This is a genomic window from Bacillus sp. 3103sda1 (assembly GCF_024159135.1).
GTDB lineage: Bacteria > Bacillota > Bacilli > Bacillales > Bacillaceae_G > Bacillus_A > Bacillus_A rhizoplanae.
In genome coordinates, this window is record NZ_JAMYWS010000001.1 from 1,845,144 (window position 1) to 1,869,075 (window position 23,932).

General features: G+C 34.8%; 24 protein-coding genes and 1 pseudogene. 19 read left to right on the forward strand and 6 right to left on the reverse strand.

What is annotated here, in order from left to right; genetic code table 11:
- Window positions 1-8: 8 nt before the first annotated feature.
- Both NKR74_RS09250 and NKR74_RS24095 read left to right on the forward strand, forming a co-directional pair.
- A pseudogene (locus tag NKR74_RS09250) lies at window positions 9-549 on the forward strand (short-chain dehydrogenase).
- A 177-nt stretch (window positions 550-726) separates the two neighbouring features.
- Window positions 727-936, forward strand: coding sequence for a histidine phosphatase family protein (locus tag NKR74_RS24095; protein WP_375337695.1), 210 nt, complete (start codon window positions 727-729; stop codon window positions 934-936).
- Window positions 937-1,073: 137 nt separating this feature from the next.
- Here NKR74_RS24095 and NKR74_RS24100 read toward each other — a convergent pair whose 3' ends face one another.
- Complete coding sequence (locus tag NKR74_RS24100) at window positions 1,074-1,841, reverse strand: CotG/ExsB N-terminal domain-containing protein (RefSeq protein WP_375337661.1); 768 nt, start codon at window positions 1,839-1,841, stop codon at window positions 1,074-1,076.
- A 570-nt stretch (window positions 1,842-2,411) separates the two neighbouring features.
- Between NKR74_RS24100 and NKR74_RS09265 the strand changes: the two genes are divergently transcribed.
- From NKR74_RS09265 to NKR74_RS09300, 8 genes are all read left to right on the forward strand, one after another.
- Complete coding sequence (locus tag NKR74_RS09265; protein WP_253629330.1) at window positions 2,412-3,485, forward strand: CotH kinase family protein; 1,074 nt, start codon at window positions 2,412-2,414, stop codon at window positions 3,483-3,485.
- 82 nt (window positions 3,486-3,567) lie between these two features.
- On the forward strand, window positions 3,568-4,185 hold the full coding sequence (locus NKR74_RS09270; RefSeq protein ID WP_253629331.1) for an NUDIX hydrolase: 618 nt from the start codon (window positions 3,568-3,570) through the stop codon (window positions 4,183-4,185).
- Between the two features lie 252 nt (window positions 4,186-4,437).
- The gene (gene uptA, locus NKR74_RS09275) at window positions 4,438-5,040 is read left to right on the forward strand and encodes an undecaprenyl phosphate transporter UptA (protein WP_253629332.1); all 603 of its coding nucleotides are present in this window, start codon (window positions 4,438-4,440) and stop codon (window positions 5,038-5,040) included.
- 237 nt (window positions 5,041-5,277) lie between these two features.
- Window positions 5,278-6,729 carry an RNA-guided endonuclease InsQ/TnpB family protein gene (locus NKR74_RS09280; RefSeq protein WP_253629333.1) on the forward strand — a complete coding sequence of 484 codons (1,452 nt, stop codon included), beginning with the start codon at window positions 5,278-5,280 and terminating at the stop codon, window positions 6,727-6,729.
- A 141-nt stretch (window positions 6,730-6,870) separates the two neighbouring features.
- Entirely contained in the window at window positions 6,871-8,250 is a 1,380-nt protein-coding gene (locus NKR74_RS09285; RefSeq protein ID WP_253629334.1) for a putative polysaccharide biosynthesis protein, read from the forward strand.
- Between the two features lie 187 nt (window positions 8,251-8,437).
- Window positions 8,438-9,379 (forward strand): magnesium transporter CorA family protein, encoded by a 942-nt coding sequence (locus NKR74_RS09290; protein WP_098310478.1) that lies wholly within the window; start codon window positions 8,438-8,440, stop codon window positions 9,377-9,379.
- A gap of 211 nt (window positions 9,380-9,590) precedes the next feature.
- On the forward strand, window positions 9,591-10,487 hold the full coding sequence (locus NKR74_RS09295; RefSeq protein ID WP_098310479.1) for a permease: 897 nt from the start codon (window positions 9,591-9,593) through the stop codon (window positions 10,485-10,487).
- Window positions 10,488-10,490: 3 nt separating this feature from the next.
- Window positions 10,491-11,381: a TIGR03943 family putative permease subunit gene (locus NKR74_RS09300; protein ID WP_253629335.1), complete on the forward strand. Its 891-nt coding sequence runs from the start codon at window positions 10,491-10,493 to the stop codon at window positions 11,379-11,381.
- 234 nt (window positions 11,382-11,615) lie between these two features.
- Here NKR74_RS09300 and NKR74_RS09305 read toward each other — a convergent pair whose 3' ends face one another.
- The gene (locus NKR74_RS09305; RefSeq protein ID WP_098310481.1) at window positions 11,616-11,705 is read right to left on the reverse strand and encodes a YjcZ family sporulation protein; all 90 of its coding nucleotides are present in this window, start codon (window positions 11,703-11,705) and stop codon (window positions 11,616-11,618) included.
- A gap of 158 nt (window positions 11,706-11,863) precedes the next feature.
- Between NKR74_RS09305 and cls the strand changes: the two genes are divergently transcribed.
- Both cls and NKR74_RS09315 read left to right on the forward strand, forming a co-directional pair.
- On the forward strand, window positions 11,864-13,048 hold the full coding sequence (cls, locus tag NKR74_RS09310; protein WP_253629336.1) for a cardiolipin synthase: 1,185 nt from the start codon (window positions 11,864-11,866) through the stop codon (window positions 13,046-13,048).
- 32 nt (window positions 13,049-13,080) lie between these two features.
- On the forward strand, window positions 13,081-13,539 hold the full coding sequence (locus tag NKR74_RS09315; RefSeq protein ID WP_098310483.1) for a spore coat protein: 459 nt from the start codon (window positions 13,081-13,083) through the stop codon (window positions 13,537-13,539).
- Between the two features lie 80 nt (window positions 13,540-13,619).
- On the opposite strand, the gene NKR74_RS09320 is transcribed toward NKR74_RS09315, so the two are convergent.
- The gene (locus NKR74_RS09320) at window positions 13,620-14,405 is read right to left on the reverse strand and encodes an SDR family oxidoreductase (protein ID WP_253629337.1); all 786 of its coding nucleotides are present in this window, start codon (window positions 14,403-14,405) and stop codon (window positions 13,620-13,622) included.
- A 187-nt stretch (window positions 14,406-14,592) separates the two neighbouring features.
- Here NKR74_RS09320 and NKR74_RS09325 point away from each other — a divergent pair, with 187 nt between their 5' ends.
- Both NKR74_RS09325 and NKR74_RS09330 read left to right on the forward strand, forming a co-directional pair.
- Complete coding sequence (locus tag NKR74_RS09325; RefSeq protein ID WP_098310485.1) at window positions 14,593-14,799, forward strand: hypothetical protein; 207 nt, start codon at window positions 14,593-14,595, stop codon at window positions 14,797-14,799.
- 106 nt (window positions 14,800-14,905) lie between these two features.
- On the forward strand, window positions 14,906-15,526 hold the full coding sequence (locus tag NKR74_RS09330; RefSeq protein ID WP_098310486.1) for an NAD(P)-dependent oxidoreductase: 621 nt from the start codon (window positions 14,906-14,908) through the stop codon (window positions 15,524-15,526).
- A 26-nt stretch (window positions 15,527-15,552) separates the two neighbouring features.
- On the opposite strand, the gene NKR74_RS09335 is transcribed toward NKR74_RS09330, so the two are convergent.
- Window positions 15,553-16,035, reverse strand: a complete 483-nt coding sequence (locus tag NKR74_RS09335) for a DUF456 domain-containing protein (RefSeq protein WP_098310487.1) — start codon at window positions 16,033-16,035, stop codon at window positions 15,553-15,555.
- Window positions 16,032-17,345, reverse strand: coding sequence for a hemolysin family protein (locus NKR74_RS09340; protein WP_098310488.1), 1,314 nt, complete (start codon window positions 17,343-17,345; stop codon window positions 16,032-16,034). The genes NKR74_RS09335 and NKR74_RS09340 overlap by 4 nt, the downstream gene beginning before the upstream one ends.
- Window positions 17,346-17,856: 511 nt before the next feature.
- Between NKR74_RS09340 and NKR74_RS09345 the strand changes: the two genes are divergently transcribed.
- From NKR74_RS09345 to csaA, 3 genes are all read left to right on the forward strand, one after another.
- Window positions 17,857-18,324: a hypothetical protein gene (locus NKR74_RS09345; protein WP_253629338.1), complete on the forward strand. Its 468-nt coding sequence runs from the start codon at window positions 17,857-17,859 to the stop codon at window positions 18,322-18,324.
- A 471-nt stretch (window positions 18,325-18,795) separates the two neighbouring features.
- Window positions 18,796-19,443: a cyclic di-AMP binding protein CbpA gene (gene cbpA / locus NKR74_RS09350; protein WP_253629339.1), complete on the forward strand. Its 648-nt coding sequence runs from the start codon at window positions 18,796-18,798 to the stop codon at window positions 19,441-19,443.
- A 312-nt stretch (window positions 19,444-19,755) separates the two neighbouring features.
- On the forward strand, window positions 19,756-20,085 hold the full coding sequence (gene csaA, locus NKR74_RS09355; protein WP_253629340.1) for a chaperone CsaA: 330 nt from the start codon (window positions 19,756-19,758) through the stop codon (window positions 20,083-20,085).
- 392 nt (window positions 20,086-20,477) lie between these two features.
- Here csaA and NKR74_RS09360 read toward each other — a convergent pair whose 3' ends face one another.
- Window positions 20,478-20,768 (reverse strand): hypothetical protein, encoded by a 291-nt coding sequence (locus NKR74_RS09360; protein WP_098310860.1) that lies wholly within the window; start codon window positions 20,766-20,768, stop codon window positions 20,478-20,480.
- An 89-nt stretch (window positions 20,769-20,857) separates the two neighbouring features.
- Between NKR74_RS09360 and spoIIP the strand changes: the two genes are divergently transcribed.
- Entirely contained in the window at window positions 20,858-22,012 is a 1,155-nt protein-coding gene (gene spoIIP / locus NKR74_RS09365) for a stage II sporulation protein P (RefSeq protein WP_253629341.1), read from the forward strand.
- A gap of 450 nt (window positions 22,013-22,462) precedes the next feature.
- Entirely contained in the window at window positions 22,463-23,197 is a 735-nt protein-coding gene (locus tag NKR74_RS09370; protein ID WP_098310858.1) for a M15 family metallopeptidase, read from the forward strand.
- Window positions 23,198-23,932 lie beyond the last annotated feature (735 nt).

Consider the following 23,932-nt stretch of genomic DNA (forward strand, 5'->3'; position numbering starts at 1 on the left):
GAGAGAGTATGCATGTACTTGTTGTTGGGGAACTGGAATGTTACAAGAAGTTTCAAAGTGGTTCGTTGCAAAAGGAATCCATACTTCTGTAATCAGCCGAAATGTAAATCGCCTAGAGAGGGTAAAAAACTCATGTAATGCTCCTGAAAAAGTTACATGTTTAGCAGTTGATTATCATAATAGTGATGAGTTGCGTGCTAAAGTCAAAAATACAATGAAAAAAAATGGTCCAGTTACTCTTGTTGTTGCTTGGATTCATTCAACGGCTGTAGATGCCATGCAAATCATTAGTGAGGAGATTGAAGTGTTTTCGGAAAAATGGGAGTTATTTCATATACTTGGAAGCAATGCTTATAAATCTGATAAAAAAGTAAGATACTCTTCTTTATGTAGTTATTATCGAATTATATTAGGTTTTGTGGTAGAAAAAAACGTTCTAGATGGCTAACACATGGTGAAATTGCAAGTGGTGTTATAGCAGGAATACAAAATAAACAACAGGAATGGATTGTGGGAACATTAGAACCGTGGGATGCTAGACCGAATTAGTAAAGGAGAAAATGAGTATGAAAATAATATTATATGTTACGCGACACGGGGAAACAGAGAGGAATGTAGAAAAAAGAATGCTAATTTAATCGAAACAGGAGTAATGCTAGCGAGACAATTAGGAAAGCGTATGGAAAATATGCCGCGAAAGCACGTGCGTTAAAGGGGCTTGAATACATACTTAAAAAGCATGAGGGAGAGAATGTTTTAATTGTTTCTCATGCTGTTACATTATTGCTTATAATAGGACAATTTGAACAACGCTCCCTCGAAAAACCGTGGGATGGTCCGTTTAGGCATAGTGCAAGTTTAAGTATGATTGAAGTTAAAGAAGGAAAAGATACAATTCACATGTTTGCTGATATTGCACATTTTGAAGAGATATAAAGAGATTATAGTTCTATAAGGTTAATAGATAAATAGACCGCTTAAAGCGGTCTATTTGTGTTTTAAAAAAAGTGAAGGCCACTTTGAATTTGTTAGAGTAGTGAATGAAGTCGTACATGTTTTGAGCATAAATGATATTAGCTGCGAGAGCGGCAAGAGCGAGAACGGGAACGACAAGAGCGAGAACGGGAACGGGAACGACAAGAACGGGAACGGGAACGACAAGAGCGAGAACGGGAACGGGAACGGCAAGAGCGAGAACGGGAACGACAAGAGCGAGAACGGGAACGGGAACGGCAAGAGCGAGAACGGGAACGGGAACGACAAGAGCGAGAACGTTTAGAACGAGAACGAGAACGGGAACGAGAACGGGAACGAGAACGAGAACGGGAACGAGAACGAGAACGGGAACGAGAACGAGAACGGCAAGAGCGAGAACGGGAACGAGAACGGGAACGAGAACGAGAACGAGAACGTTTAGAACGAGAACGAGAACGTTTAGAACGAGAACGTTTAGAACGAGAGCGAGAGCGAGAACGAGAGCGAGAACGAGAGCGAGAACGGGAACGAGAACGAGAACGAGAACGACAAGAGCGAGAACGAGAACGACAGGAGCGAGAGCGTTTAGAACGGGAACGGCAAGAGCGAGAACGAGAACGACAGGAGCGAGAGCGTTTAGAACGGGAACGGCAAGAGCGAGAACGTTCAGAACGAGAACAGCAAGAGCGAGAACGTTTGGAACGAGAACAGCAAGAGCGAGAACGTTTGGAACGAGAACAGCAAGAGCGAGAACGTTTGGAACGAGAACGTTTAGAGTAGGACTCAGGCTCTTGGTTCAAGAAATCTTCCATTCCAGCACTCTTCACTTCTTCTACTGCTTTTTGGATATCATCTTTTGTATACATCTATCAAAATCCCCCTTAGAAAGAAACAAGATTTCCATCTGTTTTTGTATAATGTGTTTTCTATTAATAAAGTATGTTAAGCGGATGGATTGTGTTTATTTTTTTTTGGAAAATAGTGTTTTATCCTAAAGGGGGGGACTGCGGTAGGTAGCCTGCTCTGTTTAGTGAAAACTAATATTAATAGTTAAATTTTTTGATTTACAGGAATGGTTTGTTCGGTAGTGTTTTTTGAATAGCAGACACATTTCGTAACGTAAATGTATTTTTTAGCCTTTGTGCAGGAGGAACATTGTCAGATTTATGATTGTGGGAACAAGGATCCAGATATGAAAGCTATTCTATTCCAATAAGTCTTATTTTCTCTATAGCTTTTTGAATATCACAGTTCATAATTCCCTCTTTGTATCTTTATAGACCGAAAAATTAATTCTTGTTCGTATACAATATGAAGGGATTTCTTTATTTGTCTGAAAAAGCATTAAAATGTAATAAAAAACATATAGCAGATGTGGCAAGAGGAAAGGGAAAAGCATACATTGATTGTAGATGAAAGAGAAGGGAAGGGAGAATATGTTACCTTCTTATGAATTTTATATTCACCCAATGAATATTGTAGGGCTGAGAAAAGACGTTTGGTCTGATGATCCTGTTTCAGCTAAGTTAACGTATAAAAAAAGAAAGTATGATATTGATATCGTATATCGCGGTTCTCACATTCGGAAATTTGAGAAAAAATCATATCATGTGATGTTTTACAAGCCGAAATTTTTCCAAGGTGTACATGAAATGCATTTGAATTCCGAATTTAATGATCCGTCTTTAATCAGAAATAAGTTATCACTGGACTTTTTTTCTGACATTGGTACGTTATCTCCAAAGTCGCAACATGTTCTTGTAAAGATTAATAATCGATTTGAGGGCGTTTATTTACTGTTAGAATCTGTAGATGAAAACTTTTTACGCAGTCGTAATTTGCCAAGCGGCTCAATTTATTATGCAGTCGATGATGATGCCAATTTCTCTTTAATGAGTGAACTAGATAATTGTATAAAAACGAAATTATCAGCCGGGTATGAGTTCAAATGTAGAGATACACATAGCGAAGAATATATAAATGAATTTGTCTATCAGTTAAATACAATTTCACGAGCGGCGTATGAGAAAGAGATTGTAAAATATGTAGATGTTGACAAATATTTACGATGGTTAGCGGGTGTTGTATTCACACAAAACTACGATGGATTTGTTCACAATTATGCACTCTATCGTAATGAAGAAACAAAGTTGTTTGAAATGATTCCATGGGATTATGATGCAACGTGGGGGCGAGATGTGCGAGGTCGAGAGATGAGTCATGATTACTCTCGCATTCAAGGATTTAATACATTAAGTGCTAGATTACTTGATGTTGATGTATTTAGGAAGCAGTATCGAAAAATTTTGGAGGATATTCTCTCAAACCAATTTACAGTAGATTATATAAAATCGAAAGTAGAAGGAATGCATGGAGAAATTCGGCCATATGTTTTGCAAGATCCGTACATGAAAAAGAAAATAGATGTATTTGATAATGAACCAAATTTGATTTTTCAATATGTTGAAAAACGTCGTGGATTTATAATAGAACATTTAGATGAATTATGAAGGTGAACAAAAAAGAGATTGAAAGATTAATCTCTTTTTTTATTATACAATAAATGTAACTTAAATTGAGGAAGGTGAAATAATGGAAATAAAATGGATCGAATGGGTAAAACAAGTACAGGCAATTGCGCAAGCAGGATTAGCATATTCAAAAGATGTATATGATATAGAACGTTTTCAAGAGCTTCGGAAATTATCAATTGAAATGATGTCGCATTATACAAAAATGGATTGGGAAGTGGTTGAGCATTTATTTGCAAATGAAACGGGCTATCAAACTCCTAAAGTGGATATACGAGCGATCGTATTTCAAGAAGGAAAGATGCTTTTCGTAAAAGAAAAAAGTGATGGGAAATGGGCACTTCCAGGTGGGTGGGCTGATGTTGGTTATACACCGACGGAAGTTGCGCAAAAAGAAGTGTTAGAAGAAACAGGTTACAAAGTAGAAAATTTTCGGTTACTATCTATCTTTGATAAACAGAAACATCAGCCATCACCTTCTGCAATTGATGTATACAAAATATTTATTAGCTGTGAAATAGTAGGCGGTGAAAGACAAATTGGTATTGAAACAGAAGATGTTCGCTTTTTTGGCGAAGAAGAATTGCCAGAACTATCGATAGGAAGAAACACAGAATGGCAAATCCAGCAAATGTTTGCTTATATGAAAAATCCTAATAAGGAAATATTAATTGATTAAAAAATAGTAAGGTTAGTATTGGAAAAATTTTTCTATACAGTTAATAAATCGTTCATTATTTTCCTGTCTTTTGGGATAGTTTCTAGTCATTTATATTCCATCGAGTTATTTCTCCTTTCGAGATAGAAACGCTTAAGGATGTTCTCTTTATTACTGTATAATTTTATATGAATTGGTAACGGTGTATTGGCAAAAATATAGTTTTGTGAAATAATAGGAAAGTATGTGAATTATAAAAGGAGATAATGAAGAATGATAGCGAATTTTATTGAGCAGATACTACAATTTTTTATAAGCCTAGGGTATTCTGGGATTGCGCTAGGACTCATGATTGAAATCATTCCAAGTGAAATTGTCCTATCTTATGCGGGTTTTTTAGTTGCAAAGGGAGAACTTAATTTCGCTGGGGCAGTCATTGCCGGAACGATTGGTGGAACCTTAGCACAAATTTTCCTTTATTGGCTTGGGTATTATGGTGGGCGTCCAGTTGTTGAAAAATATGGTAAATATTTATTGATTAATAAGAAACATTTAGATGTGGCAGAAGATTGGTTTAATCGATATGGTGTAGGCGTTATTTTCTCTGCACGCTTTATTCCGGTTGTACGTCATGCGATATCGATTCCAGCAGGGTTAGCTAAAATGTCATTAAAACGATTTACATTATATACGGTTTTAGCAGTTCTTCCATGGTCTATGTTGTTTATTTATTTTGGTGAAAAACTTGGTGGAAATTGGCGTCATATTAAAGAATATGCTGCTGACTATACGCATTATTTCGCAATAGCAGGCATTCTTTTTATTATTATATACATAGGCTTGAAAATGTTGAAAAAAAGAAAAACAGGTCGTTAAAGTCAATGAATTTTCATTGGCTTTTTCTTTATTTAAACAATAAAAGTCTGATTGGTTGCATGTTTTTTATCGAAAAATTGGCAAGAAAACTCCATCTTCAAAACGTGTAGGGTATAGTCCAGTTTAAGGTGGAGATGAATTGCCGTCGCATTTGTAAAAATATTTTCATACCAATGCGAATATATGTTCTTTTTTGGTGTTTTATAGTATCATAAAGGAAAGAAGGAGGTGAAAATGATGACGAAAGAAAGAGAATATGCAACCTATCAAATTTGGATCAAGAAAGGTCATAAGTTATACTCTTACTTCCTAGAAATGTGTCAAAACGCCAAAAACCTCTACAATACAACAAACTTCTATATTCGCCAAGTATATACGGCCTTACGTACTAATCAACCATTACAGCCACTTCAACAAGAAGTTCTTGATACATTACAAACACATATTGAAACCATGAATGAAAATCAACTTAATGCGTATCAAAAACGTGTACAAAAACAGAAAGAAAAACCTGTTAAAGAACAGAAAGAAATGAAGTGTAATCTGTTCACATTACCGACAAAAGAGAAATCGTTCCTTTCGTATCATTTCTTAGATTGCTTGTTTAAAACAATGAAACAACAAGATTATATGAACTTGCCAGCGCAAACGAATCAAGCGGTCATGAAAAAGCTCTATCAAAACTGGAAATCATTCTTCGCTTCTATGAAAGCATATCAGAAACATCCTCCTACTTTTACTGGCAGACCTCGCATTCCAAAGTATATTAAATCATCTATGAAAGAAATTGTATTCACGAATCAAGTGTGTAAACTCCAAGAGAAATATATTCGTTTTCCTAAAACAAGCATAAAATTAAATATTGGTAAATTGTTTGGGTATATCGAAAATCTCAAAGAAGTACGCATTTCCCCTGCTTACGGGAAGTTTAGGGTGGAAATTGTGACAGAACAATCTGAGCCAGCAGCTGAGCATGTCGACAATAATCGCTATATGAGTATTGATTTAGGAATCAATAACATTGCAACTATCATAACGAATATAGGGACCAAACCTGTGTTGGTAAAGGGCAATGTGATCAAAAGTATCAATCAATACTACAACAAACAAAAGGCTCATTTACTGGGGATTCTTCGTCATGGAAAAGAACCTAAAGAAGGACCACACACATCAAACCGTTTAGAGAGACTTCATGAGAAACGATTTCTCAAAATAAAAGATTTCTTTCACAAAATCAGTTATCGTATTATTCATTTCGCAGTTCAACATGAGATCTCTATGATTGTAATCGGAAAAAATACATTATGGAAACAAAAGAGTGATATGGGGAAACAACAGAATCAATCCTTCTGTCATATCCCACACAATCAACTCATTGAAATGATCACCTATAAGGCGAATCGACAAGGTATTGCTGTACAAGTAGTGGAAGAATCGTATACAAGCAAGGCTTCCTTTCTAGACAATGATGAAATCCCCACTTATGGTGAAGAGGACATTCCTGTATTCAGTGGAAAACGCATCAAACGTGGCTTGTACCATACAAAACAGAATAAACTACTGAACGCCGATGTGAATGGTTCCTATAACATCTTAAAAAAAGCAGTTCCAAAGGCGTTTGCCGATGGAATAGAGGGGTTGTGCCATCAGGCAGCTGTGTCAACTCCACTCGTGTTAAGCATCTCTTGAAGGTGATACACGAGAAACCCCCACTTTAAGATCCGAAGGAGATAAGTGGCGGGAGTTTTCATCAAAGTTTCACTTCGTATAAGTTCTAAAAGTAGAAAGTTGTCCATATGGTGTAGTAAAACAGTATAGCGGAGGAATTTCATGAAAGGATCACCGTTTTTACGCGGAACATTCTTTTTAACAATGGCAACGATGATTTCGAAAATGCTTGGGTTTATATACGTTATTCCTTTTACAGCGATGGTTGGAACAGGTGGATATGTATTGTATACATATGCTTATCGTCCTTATACAATCATGCTTAGTATCGCCACAATGGGACTTCCTTTAGCTGTGTCAAAAATGGTGTCTAAATATAATGAATTAGACGATTATTACACGGTAAAACGAGTATTAAAAAGCGGGCTTATTTTTATGGCTTTTATGGGAGTTATATCGTTTTTATTGTTATATTGTTTAGCTCCTCAGCTGGCAAAGATTGTTGTTGATAGCGGAGATCAAACGGGCAATAGTGTGACAACCGTTACATATAATATTCAAATTGTAAGCTTTGCTTTGTTAATTGTACCTTCGATGAGCTTATTACGCGGCTTTTTTCAAGGGTTTCAATCGATGGGACCATCTGCTTCAAGTGTTGTTGTGGAGCAATTTTTTCGAGTGTTAACGATTTTAATCGGGAGTTTTACGGTGCTTCATATATATAAAGGATCAACTTCATTAGCAGTTGGAGTTGCTACGCTTGGTGCTTTTGTAGGAGCAGTAGCAGGGCTTGGAATCTTAATTGCATATTACATAAAGAGAAGACGGTATTTAAAGAAAAAAGAAAGCGTAAGTGTTCCGCAAACAAAAAAATCATTTTTTACACTCTATAAAGAATTATTTACATACTCCATTCCATTTGTTGTTGTAGGTCTTGCAATTCCTTTGTACCAAACAATTGATACATTTACAATTAATAAGTTATTAATGCAGATGGGATACTTACAACGGGAAGCAGAAAAAATGAATGCTATTATTGGGCTTGTACAAATGGTTGTGTTAATTCCAGTTTCTGTTGCTACAGCTTTTAGCATGTCGCTCGTCCCTGAAATGACAAAGGCGTATGTAGCAAAAAATGAACAGTTATTATATAAACATTTTACAAGGACAAATTTGCTTGTGGTATTCATTACGATTCCAGCATCGTTAGGAATGATGTTTTTAGCTGAGCCAGTATATACATTACTATTTGGAATGGGGAATGATCCCGCAATAGGAAGTGTGATTTTACGCTATTACGCCCCGGCCTGTATACTATTTTCACTTTTTTCTGTAACAGCGGCCATGCTACAAGGAATTAATCAACAGCGAAAAACGGTGTTTGGTTTGCTTATAGGAGTAGGTATAAAAATTGTGTTAAATGTTGTATTGCTTCAGCAATTTGACTATATTAGCTTTATTATTGCGACGTATGCTGGTTATACTTTTTCTGTTTTATTTAACTTGTGGATACTTTCCAAATATGTTATAAAGGCAACATAATGTCTATAAAAGACAGAGAGCGCTCTGTCTTTTTCTATTTTAATAATTTATGAAGAAAAGCGTTTTCAAAAGAATTTTCTATTGAAATCTTCTCGTTTGTTTCATATGCTGAAAATGGCGGTTTAAAATAGACTGTTATTTCAAAGTGAGGTTGGTTCCTACAGGTAAAAAGAATCGGGGTGATAGTATGTTAAATATTTATTTAACAGACCGAAACGGAAAACTACAAGAAATCGAGGAAATTCAAAAAGGCTGTTGGATTAATGTGCTTCATCCAACAGAGGAAGAAATTCAATTTTTAGTTCAAACATTAAACGTAGAATTGGACTTCATTAAAGACCCTTTGGATGATGAAGAACGTTCACGTATTGAAAAAGAAGATGATAATGCTTTAATTATCGTCGATATTCCAACAGTTAGACATGACGAAGAAGGAAATTCAATGTATGATACGATTCCGATTGGTATGATTGTCATGCCGGAATGTTTTGTTACAATTTGTTTGGAAGAAAATCCGATTTTTGAACGTTTTATTAATCAGCGTATTAAAGAATTTTATACTTTTAAAAAGACGCGTTTTGCACTGCAGCTCTTATATACGATTTCTACTTATTATTTACGTTATTTAAAACAGATTAATCGAAAAACAACGGATTTAGAGCATGAGCTCAATAAATCGATGAAAAATAAAGAGATTTTTACTTTATTAGGACTTGAAAAAAGCTTAGTGTACTTTACGACATCTTTAAAGGCAAATAAGATTGTGATTCAAAAATTGATGCGAAATAATACATTTTTGAAAATGTATGAAGATGATCAAGATTTACTTGAAGATGTATTAATTGAAAATAAGCAGGCAATTGAGATGGCCGAAATATATAGCCATATTTTAAGTGGTATGATGAATACATTTAGTTCTGTCATTTCCAATAATTTAAACAGTGTTATGAAGTTTTTAACTTCTATGACAATCATATTATCAGTGCCAACAATGGTTTCCAGTTTTTTTGGAATGAACGTTCCGGTTCCTTTAAGTGGAAATCCTCATGGCTTTTTAATGGCTATGATTATATCTGCAATATTATCTTGCGTAATGGCATTTGTTTTTTGGAAGAAACGTTATTTTTAACATGAAATTCAGCTGTTTTGGAGCATCTCCAAAACAGCTTTTTTGCTGTAAGGTATTGAGAAACTAACACTTTTGAACACTGTTATTCATTACTCCAAGAAATGGAAATTGTATAATATACCATTTGGATTAATGTTTATAATTACTTGTTCAATTTACGGATTCCAGTTACAATTACTTATTGTTACTGAAAAGATGGAGGATGTGCATCATGGAAATGTTTCATTTACCAAAAGCGTTCCTGCAAATGAATACGATTTTTATTTCAATTTTAATTGAAGCACTGCCATTTGTATTAATTGGTGTATTCATTTCAGGATTCATTCAAATGTTTGTGACAGAAGATATGATAGCAAAATGGATGCCGAAGAATCGTTTTCTATCAATATTATTAGCTGTTTTTCTAGGGATGTTGTTTCCGGGTTGTGAATGTGGAATTGTTCCAATCGTTCGACGCCTTATCGGAAAGGGAGTACCACCTTATGCTGGTATTGCCTTCATGCTGACTGGACCGATTATTAATCCTATCGTTTTATTTGCGACATATGTAGCATTCGGTAGTAGTATGCATATGGTGTGGTATCGTGCTATTGTAGCTATTGTTGTAGCTGTTATTGTCAGTCTTATATTATCGTTTACGTTTAAAGGTCATCAACTACGGAATACTAATTTTCCAGTGGTAGATCATAATCGACCATTTCGTCAAAAATTTTGGGACGTATGTACACATGCTGTTGAAGAGTTTTTCTCAATGGGGAAATTTTTAATTATCGGCGCACTTATTGCGGCAAGCGTACAAACTTTTGTAAAGACTTCTACACTGCTTGAGATTGGACAAGGACCGTTTTCTTCATCTGCTGTTATGATGGGGCTTGCTTTTATTTTATCCTTATGTTCAGAAGCGGATGCGTTTATTGCATCTTCATTCCAAAGTACATTTGCAACACCAGCTCTAGTCGCCTTTCTTGTATACGGACCAATGGTGGATATTAAAAATATGATTATGATGTTTGCAACTTTTAAAACACGTTTTGTTATTGTTTTGATTGCTTTAATTACAGTTGTTGTTTACGCAAGCTCACTACTCATTTATGCGATGGGGGGATAATCAATGTTTCGAGCTTATATTTTACTTGGATTTACAATTTTATTGGCACAACTTCATATTTCTGGTAATATCACGAAATATATAAATATGAAATATTCATATTTATCAACAACAGCAGCGATTATTTTAGGTTTTTTAACTGTAATTCAAATGATTATCGTATTTCAAAAAGAGCATGGTAAACATGACCATAATCATGAACATGACCATGATCATGAATGTGGTTGCAATGAAAGTCATTGTGGTCATGATCATTCAAAAGATGAAAATACATGGTGGAAACGTCTTCTTACGTATACAGTATTTTGTTTTCCGATTATTACGGGGCTCTTTCTTCCGATTGCAACATTAGATTCTGATATCGTAAAAGCAAAAGGGTTTCATTTCCCCGTTGCGGAGCCAGGAAATACAGACCCGTTTATGAATCGACAGTTTTTAAAACCTGATACGAGCATTTACTATGCACAAGAAGGTTATCGGGAACTCATGGAAAAAGAAAAGAAGGACTTCGTAACAAAAGATAAAATTGTTTTAAACGATACAAACTTTTTGAAAGGGATGGAAATAATATATAACTACCCTGGCGAATTCACGGGTAAGACCCTTTCTTTTAAGGGGTTTGTATTCCGTGATGATTCTTCTAAAAAAGAACAGTATTTTGTATTCCGCTTTGGAATTATTCACTGTGTTGCTGATTCAGGTGTGTATGGGATGCTGGTCAAGAAACCAGAAGATGCTCAGTGGAAGAATGATGATTGGGTTGAAGTTGAAGGGAAAATTTCAACAGAGTTTTATCAACCGTTTCACGCAAATATACCTGTATTAGAAGTTACAAATTGGCACACAGTAGAACCTCCAAAAGACCAATATGTATACCGAGGAGCCGATTCATAAAATCGGCTTCTTTTTTATAGATGAAAGCTTTATAAAATTAATCCCGCATTAACGAGCAGTAATAGCTCACCTCAAAGTTATGCTAGAAGCAAAGATTAGGTGGAGGATACAGAAAATCTCCACTGATTAAAGTGTCACATTATCATTATAAACAGAAAAAGAACATCTAATCATTAGATGTTCTTTTTCATAGTTTTTTTGTCTACATAAAAGTTGTATGAAGTGGATAGCTAGTTAGCAAAAACAAGCAGCACCAACAATAATTAAGAGGATAAATAATACAACAACTAACGCAAACCCACCGCCGTGAACTCCAAAGCCCATTGTTTTTTCCTCCTTTTGTTTTAGGTTACAGAATACAATATGCACTTTCGGAATGATTTGACAGGGATATATGTCATGTAAATGATGTTTTTTATTGTATAGGGAAATAGTGAGGGGGAAACATATAAAAATGATAATTTGAAAGGAAAGGATTCTCGATGAGAAAACTTCTGTTCCTCCTTTTTTGTATAGGAATTATGGTGATATGGATGCATGTAGATGTAAAAGTAGGCAGAAACAGAGTAAAAGAAAATCCAATATCACAGATTCGTTATGGTGATTTTAAGCTTTATGTAGATGGAAATGATTTTTATCGAGATCTTTTTGCTGATATTAATCAGGCGAAACAGTATATTTATCTTCATTTTTATATTGTAGGTAAAGATAAGATAAGCAATAAATTTTTACAATTATTAAAGCAAAAAGCAGCTTCAGGCGTTGAAGTGAAATTATCTGTGGATCGCATTGGGGGATATAAAATAAAGAAGAAAACGATACAAGAATTAGAAAATAGTGGTGTACAGTTTACGTTTAGTAAAAAGCCTCGTTTTAAAAATTTCTTTTACACACTTCATAATCGCAATCATCGCCGCATTGTGGTAGTAGATGGGAGTATATCATATGTAGGGGGATTTAATATAGGGCATGAATACCTTGGGGAGGATCCTCGTTTTGGAAAATGGCGTGATTACCATGTTCGTATTACTGGTTCAGGTGCACAGGATATGAAAAGACAGTTTGCAAAAGACTGGGAATTGGATACTGGGAAAGAGTTATCCTCACATGAGATAACGCCTATACAAGGGAATAACAAGTATCGATATGTATTTACAGATGGAAAAGGTTTATGGGCACACTATAAAGAGATGATACAAAGTGCGAAAACATCAATTGTGATTGCCACTCCTTACTTTGTGCCCAGTAAAGAAATGATGACGGGGTTACAAAATGCATTGCAGAGGGGAGTACGATTACAAATTCTTGTCCCTTTTAAAAGTGATGCTTTGCTATTAAAGCAGGCAGCTTATCCTTATTTGGAAAAGTTACTGCGTTCTGGAGCAGAAATATATCAATATCGAGACGGTTTCTTTCATGGGAAAGTGACTCTTATTGATGATAAGTTTGCAGACGTCGGAACCGCGAATTTTGATAACCGCAGTTTTTATATAAATGCAGAATCAAATTGTTTTATTTATGAAGGAAAAATTATTGGTGAAATACAACGTCGTTTGCAAACGGATTTCCAGCAAGCAAAGCAATTTTCGGAGAAAGACTTTGAAAAAATGAGTATGTGGGATAAGTTTTTGGCAAGAGTGTCGAAGGTTCTGTCATTCTATTTATAGCATACATATCAGTAGAGAGGAGGAAATATTGGATGAATTATATTGAAGAGCTCATGAGTTATAGCTATGAAGTGATATGTGTAATTGGTGAATATATGAGAGAAGTACGTGATAATGAATTAAAAGAATTGTTACAGCAACATTTACCTTACTTATTACAAGCGTATAATGAACAGATTAATTTTCAAGAAGGTGAAAATGTACAGCATGTTATTGGCAAGTATCCAGTTTCATCATCAATTGAAACAGTGCATACTAACTATAGTGGACAAAAAGATGATATAGAAATTGCCTTTTCGTATATTTCACATTTGAAGCGGTTGGCACTTGGGTATGCACAGGTGGCAATCCAAGTGGCAAATCCAGAATTTCGTTCTTTTTTAGAAAGTTGTTTTTTGAAAATGAATCGAAACGCATACAGCGTGTGGCAATATGTTATGAAAAAAGAGTATAGCATACAAGCAATGATGGATGAAGAAAAATATGGATGAAAAAGACAGCGATACCGCTGTCTTTTTGTTATTTTCCATCCAATATGTAACAGGAAGTAAATCTTTGATATTTAAATTCTTTATAATCCTTTTACCATGCCACCATCTACTAAAAAGGATTGACCCGTCATATAGGTGTTTGCATCGGATACAAGGAATGTGGCAAATGTCGCAAACTCTGAAGGTTGCCCGTATCTTCCGAGTGGAATGGTTGCTTTGGATTCTTTTTGCACTTCCTCTACTGAAATACCATGTTTCTGAGCAGCCAAAGTATCAAGAGAAGCAACGCGTTCAGTAGCAATTCGTCCTGGTGCAATCGTATTAATTAAAATGTTATACGGTGCAAATTCAGAAGCGAGTGTTTTTGTTAAGCCTGTAATACCTACACGGAATGTGTTAGATAGAAGTAGACCTGGAATCGGCTCTTTTATAGAAGAAGAAGCGATATTAATAATTTTTCCACCGTTCTTTTTCATGTGTGGAAGTACTTCTCGAATCATTCGAACGTAGCTTAATAAATTTAATTCAAAAGAATGATACCAATATTCGTCTGATAATTGTTCAAATGTACCTGGCGTTGGGCCTCCGGCATTGTTTATTAAAATATCGATTGTTCCGAATGTTTGAGTGGTTCGTTCCACGGCTTGCTTAATATGTTCAGTATTTGTTATGTCACAAACAGTATAAGCAACGTTTCCGTTATTCAATTGAGTGAGTTCCTTTTGAATTTTTTGTAGTTTTTCTTCGTTACGGCTCAATAACATTACATTTGTGCCTTCTGTGACAAGTTGAGTAGCAATTGCTTTTCCTAGTCCTTGACTCGATGCAACAACAAGCGCTGTTTTTCCTTGTAATCCAAGTTCCATTTCAATCAGCCTTTCTTCCTGAATTTTTTTTAGTATAAACGAAATGAGAAAGAAATTAAAATAGATTAATCATAGTATTCGAAAAATTTACAATCATTTACCATCTCTTTACTAATTCCTAATATTTCCTTCAAAAAAGAAAAGTAATATGAAAATGTACATATTCTATCAAAAGGGGGATAAGCAAATGAATAAATGGGTTAAATCGTTAACTGCTGTTGCACTTGCTAGCTCTTTATTTGTGGTAGGTTGTAGTAAAGATGAGGAAAAGAAAGAGGAAGAGACGACGCAACAAGGAGATACGAGCAAGGATAAAGAAACGAGTGGAGAAGTAAAAGATAACGATTCGAAAGATTCAAAAGATAGTTCCTCTAGCTCTAGCGAAAAGAAATAAGTGTTATATGATGATAGAAGCTTTCTCGATCAATGAGAAGGCTTTTTTGTTGTATATTTTTGCTTTTTCAGAAACAATAGAGAGGAGTGAAAGGGTGTGAGTTAGTATGAATATATGTTTATTTGGAGCAACGGGTCGAGTTGGACTCAAAATTTTAAAATTTGCATTACAGGATAATCATATAGTGACAGCGCTTGTGAGAAATAAAGAAAAGCTACAAGTACAACATGAAAATTTTCGTATAATAGAAGGAAATGTATGGAATGAAGAAGATGTGAGAGCGTGTGTAAAGGGAGCAGATGTTGTAATTAGTGCACTAGGTACCGATGGAAATAGAACGTTATCAAAAAGCCTACCAAATATTATACATGCTATGAACGAGGAAGGGATTATGAGAATTATAACAATTGGAACGGCTGGGATTTTACAGGCACGTTTGAATCCGCAATTATATCGCTTCCAATCCAGTGAATCACGTCGAAAGACAACGGCAGCAGCGGAAGACCATGTAGCGGCTTATTTGGCTTTAGAGAATAGCAAATTACAATGGACGATTGTCTGTCCAACACACTTAATAGATGGAGAAGAAACAGCTATTTATCGAACTGAAGAAGATGTGTTACCGCTAGATGGTATGAAGATCACAGTTGGAGATACAGCCCATTTTGCTTATCAATTACTTTATCATGATATTCATTATAAAAAACGAGTGGGCATTGCCTATTAAAAAAGCCATCCTTATCATAAGGATGGCTAAAAAATAATATAGCATACAAATATAATAATCATAATGATTTGTAAAATCGCTTTAGCTATTGTGCTGCTTAAAAATCCGATAACTGTTGCAACTCCAACCATAAAGGCTTCTTGTGGTGCTTTTTTATGCATTAATTCTGTTACGAAAACGGAAAGAAACGGGATAATAATTAGCCCAAATGGCGGGAAAAAGAACGATCCAACAATAATAGAAACCATACCGATACGTTCGCTCCATTTTGTACTTCCGTACTTTTTTAAGAAATAGCTATTCGTAACAAAATCAGCAATGAAAAATATAATTGTAAATACAATTTGAATAAGCCAAAATGATTTTGTTAATTCTAAGTCGTTAATGCCAAATTGATAAATACAAAACCCAGCCCATAAAGCGAGTATACCTGGAATAATCGGATAAATAAACGCAATGAACGATATAATGAAACAAGCAATAATACATATAGTTAAAAAGGTATTCACAGCGTAACTCCTTTTTGTGTATCTATTTTACTAACGGCGATTTTTTTTATTTGATGGCCATCTAATTCTAATGCTTTGAACTGATAATTTTCATATTGAATAGTATGGCCTGGCTCAATATTTACGTCAATTGTTTGTGACAAGAACCAGCCTCCGATTGTATCTAAATCACTATCATCGATATGAAGGCCAAACATATCATTTACATCAGAAATAAGCACTTTTCCGTCAAGTAACGTTAATGTTGGATTGCGTTTCTCAATCATTGGTGTTTCATCTATATCGAATTCATCTTGAATTTCCCCAATAATTTCTTCAATAATATCTTCCATTGTAAGAAGACCTGCAGTTCCACCATATTCATCCATAATAATTGCTAACTGGACACGATTTTTTTGTAGATGAATGAGTGCCTTTTTAATTGGTACAGTTTCGAATACTGTTAAAACAGGATGTATGTATGACTCTAGCGGCTTACAGATCCCTTTTGTTTGATCATGAAAGATTTCTTTTGTATTAATCATACCGACAACATCATCTTTATCTTTTCCGATAATAGGATAACGCGTATATTTTTCGTTAGAGATAATTTCCATATTTTCCGCTAATGAATTTTCAGTTGATAAACAGATCATTTCAGTACGTGGAACCATAATCTCTTTTGCAACTCGATCATCAAATTCAAAAATATTGTTTACATATTTATATTCAGATTGATTAATTTCCCCGCTCTTATAGCTCTCGCTTAAAATAAGGCGCAGCTCTTCTTCGGAGTGAGAAAGTTCATTCTCTTTTATCGGTTGTAATCCAAATAGTTTCGTGAAAAATAGAGCTGTGCTATTTAATAACCAGATAAAAGGATACATTATTTTATCGAATATAATTAAAGGTCTTGCAAACATTAAAGTAATTTGTTCAGCTTTTTGAATGGCAAAGGATTTTGGAACCAGTTCACCTAGTACCACGTGAAAGAATGTAATGACGCTAAAAGCTATAATAACTGATAATGTATGTTCCATTGAACCTGTTATATTCATTTTTTCAAAAAGCGGCTCCAATAAGCGCTCCACAGTAGGTTCACCAAGCCAACCGAGTCCTAATGAAGTAATGGTAATACCTAGCTGACAAGCAGATAGGTATACATCTAAATTGGAAACAACTTTTCTTGCTAGGATTGCTTGTCTATTTCCTTCATTGGCAAGTTGGTCAATTCGACTTTTGCGTACTTTAACAACAGCAAACTCTGATGCTACGAAAAAGCCGGAAATAAGAATGAGTAAAGCGATGAAAAAAAGTTTAAGTATGTCCAAGGATATTCTTTATTCTAAATTTAGAATAAAGATGTCACCTCCTGATAAAAGTTTTACTTTAATAATATATGGAAAAGGAAGGGATAGTCAAAGAAAGGAGGCGGGGAATGTGAAATTTTATGAAAAAATGGTCGTAAGAATATGATTAGTAGAAATTTTTATCCCGCTACTTTTGGGCAGTAAGATTCCCACCTCAAGATTTAGAGAAAGTAAAGAAGATAGGTGGTGGATAACTTCTGGCATGCGCCCGATTGGTGAGAGCTTTCCATCAGTAGGGGACCCCCACTGATAGAAGTTTCACTTTATTGTTGTGCGTGATAGTGTATGGATACGCGCAATATGGCGATTTCTTTTCCATAATATTTGTAAGAGAGAAATCAGCATGTATGGGATGTACAGTAATAAAAGGCCTATTGCAACAAGTGTTGGTGAACTAACACAATACTGTACAATAAATTGAAATAACCCATTTACATGAAAAATGCACTCCATATATATAAAGGAAATTAATATGGAACTAACGATAGATTTATGGCTTGCAAGCAGCGAAGCGAATAGTGTATTACTAAAAAAAGCTGAATCATGCGCATGTGTTGTTTCTTGTACTGTATATAAGAAAGGAATCCATGTTTTGATGGCTTGGATGATAAGAATCATGGATGTACTACAAATGATTAAAAGAGAAGAAAAGTATGGAAAAGATATGTACGATGCTGTGAAGAGAAAAAGAGTGATGATGATACATTGTAGTAGGACAGTGCCAAATGAAAATGGAATCCAGCGTAAAAATGAAAAACGTTTTCTATTTTTAGGAGATAACTTAATAAAAAATCGACCAATTCTAAGACTAAGGAGAAAACCGACAGTAAGTGAAAGTAAGAATCGCATCATAGATAAAAAATATAATTTCCATATGTATGGGAACAATGGGATTGAATTTTCATGTGAATTAAATGATTTTGATATGTCGTGTGGTTGATAAGAAGAAAAAAAGAATGATTCATGAATCCAATCTGTCATCGGAATAGAGATAGAACGAAAATGCACAAAATGATTAATCATTGTATATAGTACTTCAAAATAGGATTGTTTGTCGTTTAGAAGAGCAGCAGGAATTGGACTAATAAGAATAATAGTTATAAAGCCCAAAAGACAACGATACACATAAGTGATAATAGAAGACACTATATATTTCACCTACTTTTATAAAATTCTGAAAATTATTACTATTATTTTAACGTTTCTTTTTGAAAGATACAATCTGTTTTCGATAGGAAAGGAAATTTTCATATGATATCTTCTTCCATATTTGTTGAAAAAATGAAAGATTTATGAAGAAATGATGACAGATGATGAATGAAATCAGAAAAAATAAATATAATATTTATTTTTTTCTGAAAATATTATATATTTATGACACAGAAAATATTTTAACACAAGGGGGATTTTTATGAGGGTAAAAGGAAACTATGTTTCAAAAAAAGAAGTGTTGTTTTGTAAGGATACATATACGTTGCAAGAAGCGCTAGATCATTTAAATAGAACCGGATATCGCTGTGTTCCAGTTCTAGATAAAAAAGAAGAAACATTTTTAGGGAATATTTATAAAGTAGATATTTTAGAATATAAAGGTTCTTTAGATGATAATGTGAAAGAGTTATTGCGCAATAAAGATGGGTATGTAAAAGAAGATTCTTCATTCTTTAAAGTGTTCTTTACAATTAAAGAGTTACCATATATTGCTGTTGTGAATGACAATGGATTTTTTCTTGGTATTTTAACACATAAAAAAGTATTTGAGTTACTAGAAGATGCATGGGGACTTCATTCTAGTATGTATTCAGTTATGGTTGGAACACAAGATTATAATGGTGCTATTCAAAAACTATCAACTGTACTGAAAAAATATAGTGGAATTCAAAGTCTAATGACATTTGATAACAACGCACTATATGTACGTAGAATTATGTTTACATTAGGAGAAGGATTTGCGGTAGAAGAACTACAGCCGCTTTTAAAAGATTTAGAAGATCATGGATTCCGCGTTATACATGTAGAAGAAATGAAAAATTCACGTGAAGTGGAAATTGTAGAGTAAGAGGAAAATCCATCTCTGAAAATAGGAGATGGATTTTTCTTATCTAGTTCGAAAGAAGTGCAGGAAGTAAAAAAGAAAGGTGCATAGGCACCTTTCTTTTTTGAAGGGAAATAAAAGTAACTGTCTAATATGAATATAAAGTGAAACTTCCGTCAGTGGGGGGTTCTTCATCCACCACTGACGGAAAGCTCTCACCAATCGGGCTTTTACGGGCAGTTATCCCCCACCCATCTTCTTTGCTTCTCTCTGAATCTTGAGGTGGGGGTTTTACTGCCCGTTAATGCGGGATAAATGGCAAGGAGGAATATAAAAATGGCTACTTTTGAAGATTTTATGAAATTAGATATTCGTATTGGGACGATTTATCGAGCAGAAGTATTTCCTGAAGCTCGAGTACCCGCTATTAAGCTAGAGATTGATTTTGGGGAACTTGGAATGAAACAGTCAAGCGCGCAAATCACGAAACGATATACGCCGGAAGAACTTATTGGAAAACAAGTTGTTGCAGTTGTTAATTTTCCTCCAAAACGAGTGGCTGGATTTAAATCTGAAGTACTTGTACTTGGCGGCGTTCCTGAAAAGGGCGATGTTATTTTATTGGAACCAGATATGGAGGTTCCTAATGGAACAGCGATTAGCTAAAAGCATGAGAAAAAAATGGCTATGTTTAAGTATCTCAAAAGGACAGTCCAATCATTTTCTTTAGAAGTAACGTTCAATGTACCAATAAGAAAAGAAACGGTAAAAGATTGGAAGAAAGCAAAGCATACTAAGCCAAAATACAGAAGGGTCTGTCAGAAGTAAAATGAAACCAATACAAAGTGTGTAAGAAGAAAGAAATTTGCCAAACAGTGTGTTTAAGGGAAGGAATTTGGACAAAGGAAAGCGTAGTTCGTGTAATTCTTGCTCAAAACAGCAACCATGATAAGTGAGGATTTGAAAAAACAAAGCAACTGTAACGAGATCACGCTTACGATAAATGCACTTTTTACATTTATAGCAACGTATATAATTTTTCATCATAGCACCTTCCTTTAATTTCTTATGCTTGAAATGAGTTTATACAGTATTAGATATAAAAAATATATACCGATATACGCACCAGTAAGAAGAAATAAAGGGTTTAATAATATACGATGAATGGTTGTCATAAAAACAGTCTGCTGAAGTAATACATCGTATACAGTAAATGCAATAATGGTTCCAAATCCATATAAACAAACATACGCAAATATATCTAACCAAATGCGAATACGTGGATGTACCGCAAGTAAAACAAATAAACAAGATAATATAATAGGAAATAATCCAATCATCAGTTTCAATTCTTTTCACCTCAATGCCAATATTGCCAAATTGCATTTGGTCTATTCTCTATAGCTTGTACATATGTTTATAGGGAGAGGGTGATCTAATGAGTCGAAGCTATTTTTATGTGAAACGGACAAGTCTTACAAAATTTATTTTTCTATTTTTAATAGGAATAATGGCTGCTTTTTTGTTTGTTAGTATGATCGTAACATCATTAAAAGAAACAAAATCAACGTATTTATATAAATGGTTAAATGACCTTTCTATGAATGGATATATGTATGTGCTTGGTTCAGAAAATCGTTACTTTACACAAGAATATCGTCATTTAAATGCAGATTTTTCTATCTCTTCTTTTCTTTTATCTGCAATGACAAATATTCGCTTTGATGACGTTCGTAGTTTAATTGGAACAGAACTTCCAGGTTTTTCAAAATATGACACGGAAATTGTGATTGCTGGAGAAGGAACAAACTATACAAATTTGCCTATTGAATCGAGCGTACCTCTAGAAGAGCTTGTAAAAGAGAGGACAGGAGAACAAGGAAATCTTCAAAAAACAGATTCAAATAAAGAGAAACCGAAGCCAGCACAAACGACGGGAAATCGGCAAGTAGTATTTATTTATCATACACATAGTTGGGAGTCATATTTGCCATTATTAAATTTAACGAATGACCCGGATCCAAATAAAGCCACCAGTGCAACAACAAATATTTCTTTGTTTGGAAACAGACTTCGTGAGCAATTTGAAAGTCATGGGATTGGAGCAGTAAATGATACAACGGACGTGGGAAAAAAACTAATTAGTAAAGGGTTAAACAGTAATAGCTCTTATAAAATGTCTCGTGAGATTGTTCAAGAAGCTATGGCCAGCGATAGACAGCTTCAATATTTTTTTGATTTGCATAGAGATAGTGCAAGGAAAGGTGTAACGACGAAACAGATTGGTGATAAATCATATGCAAAGTTGGCATTTGTTATTGGGAAAGGAAATAAAAATTATGCAAAAAACTTACAATTGGCAACAGCGCTGCATGAATCATTAAACGAAAAGTATCCTGGATTGAGCCGAGGAGTAGTTCAAAAAGGTTTTAGTTCAGGAAATGGGGTATATAATCAAGACTTATCCGGTCAAGCGATTCTAATTGAAGTAGGCGGTGTTGATAATTCGGAAGAAGAACTCAATCGTAGTATTGATGCGCTTGCAGAAGCGTTTAGTGAGTACTATTGGAAAGCGGAGAAAGTGAATGGTTAAGCGTAAGCAAACGTTGCTTACGCTCTTTGTTTTGTATCGAAATTTGTCTCTTTATCTTATGAAAAAGGAAAAGGGATTTAGAAAAATAGTAGCGAATGTTCATTTATCCCGCATTAACGGGCAGTAAGCCCCCCACCTTAAGATTGAGAGAAAAGCAAAGAAGATAGGTGGGGGATGAAAAAACCCCCACTGATGGAAGTTTCACTTTATAAAATGGCTCTTGTAAATAATTTTATTATGTAAACAATGTAACCGTAATGAGTAGGTAAATTGCAGTATAAGAAGCAAACGTATCTCTGAAATTTTGAAATAAGTTGGAGCGAACGGTTTAAACGGATGAGAGAATGGGGAAAAATATATGGTATGTGATGTTTAGAATTAACTGTTATTGAGTGTAACGGAAGTTGATGAGTATTGTATAGAAAAATTATTAGAATAAAAGGATGTTATATGAAGAGAAAATGGATGTTGTTTAGTGTAGCGATTGTCATTGGAGTGATTGCAATGCTGCAATATATAGAGCATAAGGAAAAACAATCGATAGAAGCGCAAGGAAACGTTGTTTTTCCAAAGGTACAAGAAACAATTGCAAAAATTGAAGGCGGGCTTGCGGTTGTTAACAATCCAGATTCAACTCTTGTCCTTGTGAATAAGAAAAGGCGTTTGCCAGATTTGTATGAACCGCAAGATTTGGTAATACCAAAAGTTCGTTTTCTATATGAAGGCGATAATGAAAAAAAGAAAATGCGTAAAGAAGCTGCTACAGCATTAGAACGCATGTTTCAACAAGCGAATAGTGAAAAAATCTCTTTATTTGCTGTTTCTGCATTTCGTTCATTTGAACGGCAAAAAGCATTGAATACGATGTATAAAAAACAAGATGGGGAAGCAAAAACAGCGATGTCTAGTGCAGTACCTGGTACAAGTGAACATCAAACAGGGTTAGCGATCGACATTACATCACAATCTGCAAATTTTCAATTAGAACCTTTATTTGGAGACACGAAGGAAGGAAAATGGCTTGCTGAAAATGCCCATAAATTTGGTTTTATTATCCGTTATGAAAAAGAAAAAGAAGCGATAACAGGATATACGTATGAACCGTGGCATGTGCGTTATGTTGGAAATCCATACGCGACGTATTTATATGAAAATCAGTTCACTTTAGAAGAAGTTATAAAGTGAACTTTCTATCAGTGGGGTTTTTCTCCATCGTGCACTTATCTTCTTTGTTTTCTCAAAATCTTGAGGTGGGAGTTTTACTGCTCACAAGTAGCAAAATAAAGTAATGATGATGGAGGAGAGAATGGTGGAATGACGATGTTATATAAGAAAAAAGTATATGCGTAAACAAGAAAGCGATGTTTCTATTTAAGAAACATCGCTTTCTCACTGTTACGTATACGTAAGTGGTAAACATCATAGTGTAAACAACAGTGAGATGTATATATGACTAAATTAGCTAAATACGTAGGAAATGTTTGCTTAGATAATGTAATGGTTTCTTATCTAAGTTATTTATCATATCTGGCGAGAAGACCCCCACCTCAAGCGCGAAGCGGTAGGTGGGGGTAGTTCAATTCATGATCTCATTTGTGAAAAAATATTTTTTGTCATTTTTTGAGAGGATTTGTCATGTGTAGTAAAGAATATATTAATATATCGTTTTAGTATATTCTTCATCTAATAGATGTGATACTACATACTTTCTAGTAATAGTAAGATTCTATTATTTGTGAATGGGCGCCTCAGCTTTTTAGTGGTTATTCGATACAACGTGATAAAGTGAAACTTCCATCAGCGGAGGGGCTTCATCCCCCCACTGATGGAAAGCTCTCACCAATCGGGCTTTTACGAGCGGTTATCCCCCACCTATCTTCTTCACTTCCCTCAATCTTGAGGTGGGGGTCTTACTGCCCG

Bases quoted from the DNA above. Each gene is read 5' to 3' on its own strand.
- NKR74_RS24100 (WP_375337661.1), bottom strand. From the start codon at position 1,841: ATGTATACAAAAGATGATATCCAAAAAGCAGTAGAAGAAGTGAAGAGT.
- uptA (WP_253629332.1), top strand. From the start codon at position 4,438: ATGATAGCGAATTTTATTGAGCAGATACTACAATTTTTTATAAGCCTA.
- NKR74_RS09315 (WP_098310483.1), top strand. From the start codon at position 13,081: ATGAATTATATTGAAGAGCTCATGAGTTATAGCTATGAAGTGATATGT.
- NKR74_RS09370 (WP_098310858.1), top strand. From the start codon at position 22,463: ATGAAGAGAAAATGGATGTTGTTTAGTGTAGCGATTGTCATTGGAGTG.
- NKR74_RS09345 (WP_253629338.1), top strand. From the start codon at position 17,857: ATGGAACTAACGATAGATTTATGGCTTGCAAGCAGCGAAGCGAATAGT.
- NKR74_RS09300 (WP_253629335.1), top strand. From the start codon at position 10,491: ATGTTTCGAGCTTATATTTTACTTGGATTTACAATTTTATTGGCACAA.
- NKR74_RS09330 (WP_098310486.1), top strand. From the start codon at position 14,906: ATGAATATATGTTTATTTGGAGCAACGGGTCGAGTTGGACTCAAAATT.
- NKR74_RS09325 (WP_098310485.1), top strand. From the start codon at position 14,593: ATGAATAAATGGGTTAAATCGTTAACTGCTGTTGCACTTGCTAGCTCT.
- NKR74_RS09265 (WP_253629330.1), top strand. From the start codon at position 2,412: ATGTTACCTTCTTATGAATTTTATATTCACCCAATGAATATTGTAGGG.
- cbpA (WP_253629339.1), top strand. From the start codon at position 18,796: ATGAGGGTAAAAGGAAACTATGTTTCAAAAAAAGAAGTGTTGTTTTGT.
- NKR74_RS09280 (WP_253629333.1), top strand. From the start codon at position 5,278: ATGACGAAAGAAAGAGAATATGCAACCTATCAAATTTGGATCAAGAAA.
- NKR74_RS09285 (WP_253629334.1), top strand. From the start codon at position 6,871: ATGAAAGGATCACCGTTTTTACGCGGAACATTCTTTTTAACAATGGCA.
- NKR74_RS09290 (WP_098310478.1), top strand. From the start codon at position 8,438: ATGTTAAATATTTATTTAACAGACCGAAACGGAAAACTACAAGAAATC.
- spoIIP (WP_253629341.1), top strand. From the start codon at position 20,858: ATGAGTCGAAGCTATTTTTATGTGAAACGGACAAGTCTTACAAAATTT.
- NKR74_RS09305 (WP_098310481.1), bottom strand. From the start codon at position 11,705: ATGGGCTTTGGAGTTCACGGCGGTGGGTTTGCGTTAGTTGTTGTATTA.
- cls (WP_253629336.1), top strand. From the start codon at position 11,864: ATGAGAAAACTTCTGTTCCTCCTTTTTTGTATAGGAATTATGGTGATA.
- csaA (WP_253629340.1), top strand. From the start codon at position 19,756: ATGGCTACTTTTGAAGATTTTATGAAATTAGATATTCGTATTGGGACG.
- NKR74_RS09320 (WP_253629337.1), bottom strand. From the start codon at position 14,405: ATGGAACTTGGATTACAAGGAAAAACAGCGCTTGTTGTTGCATCGAGT.
- NKR74_RS09295 (WP_098310479.1), top strand. From the start codon at position 9,591: ATGGAAATGTTTCATTTACCAAAAGCGTTCCTGCAAATGAATACGATT.
- NKR74_RS09270 (WP_253629331.1), top strand. From the start codon at position 3,568: ATGGAAATAAAATGGATCGAATGGGTAAAACAAGTACAGGCAATTGCG.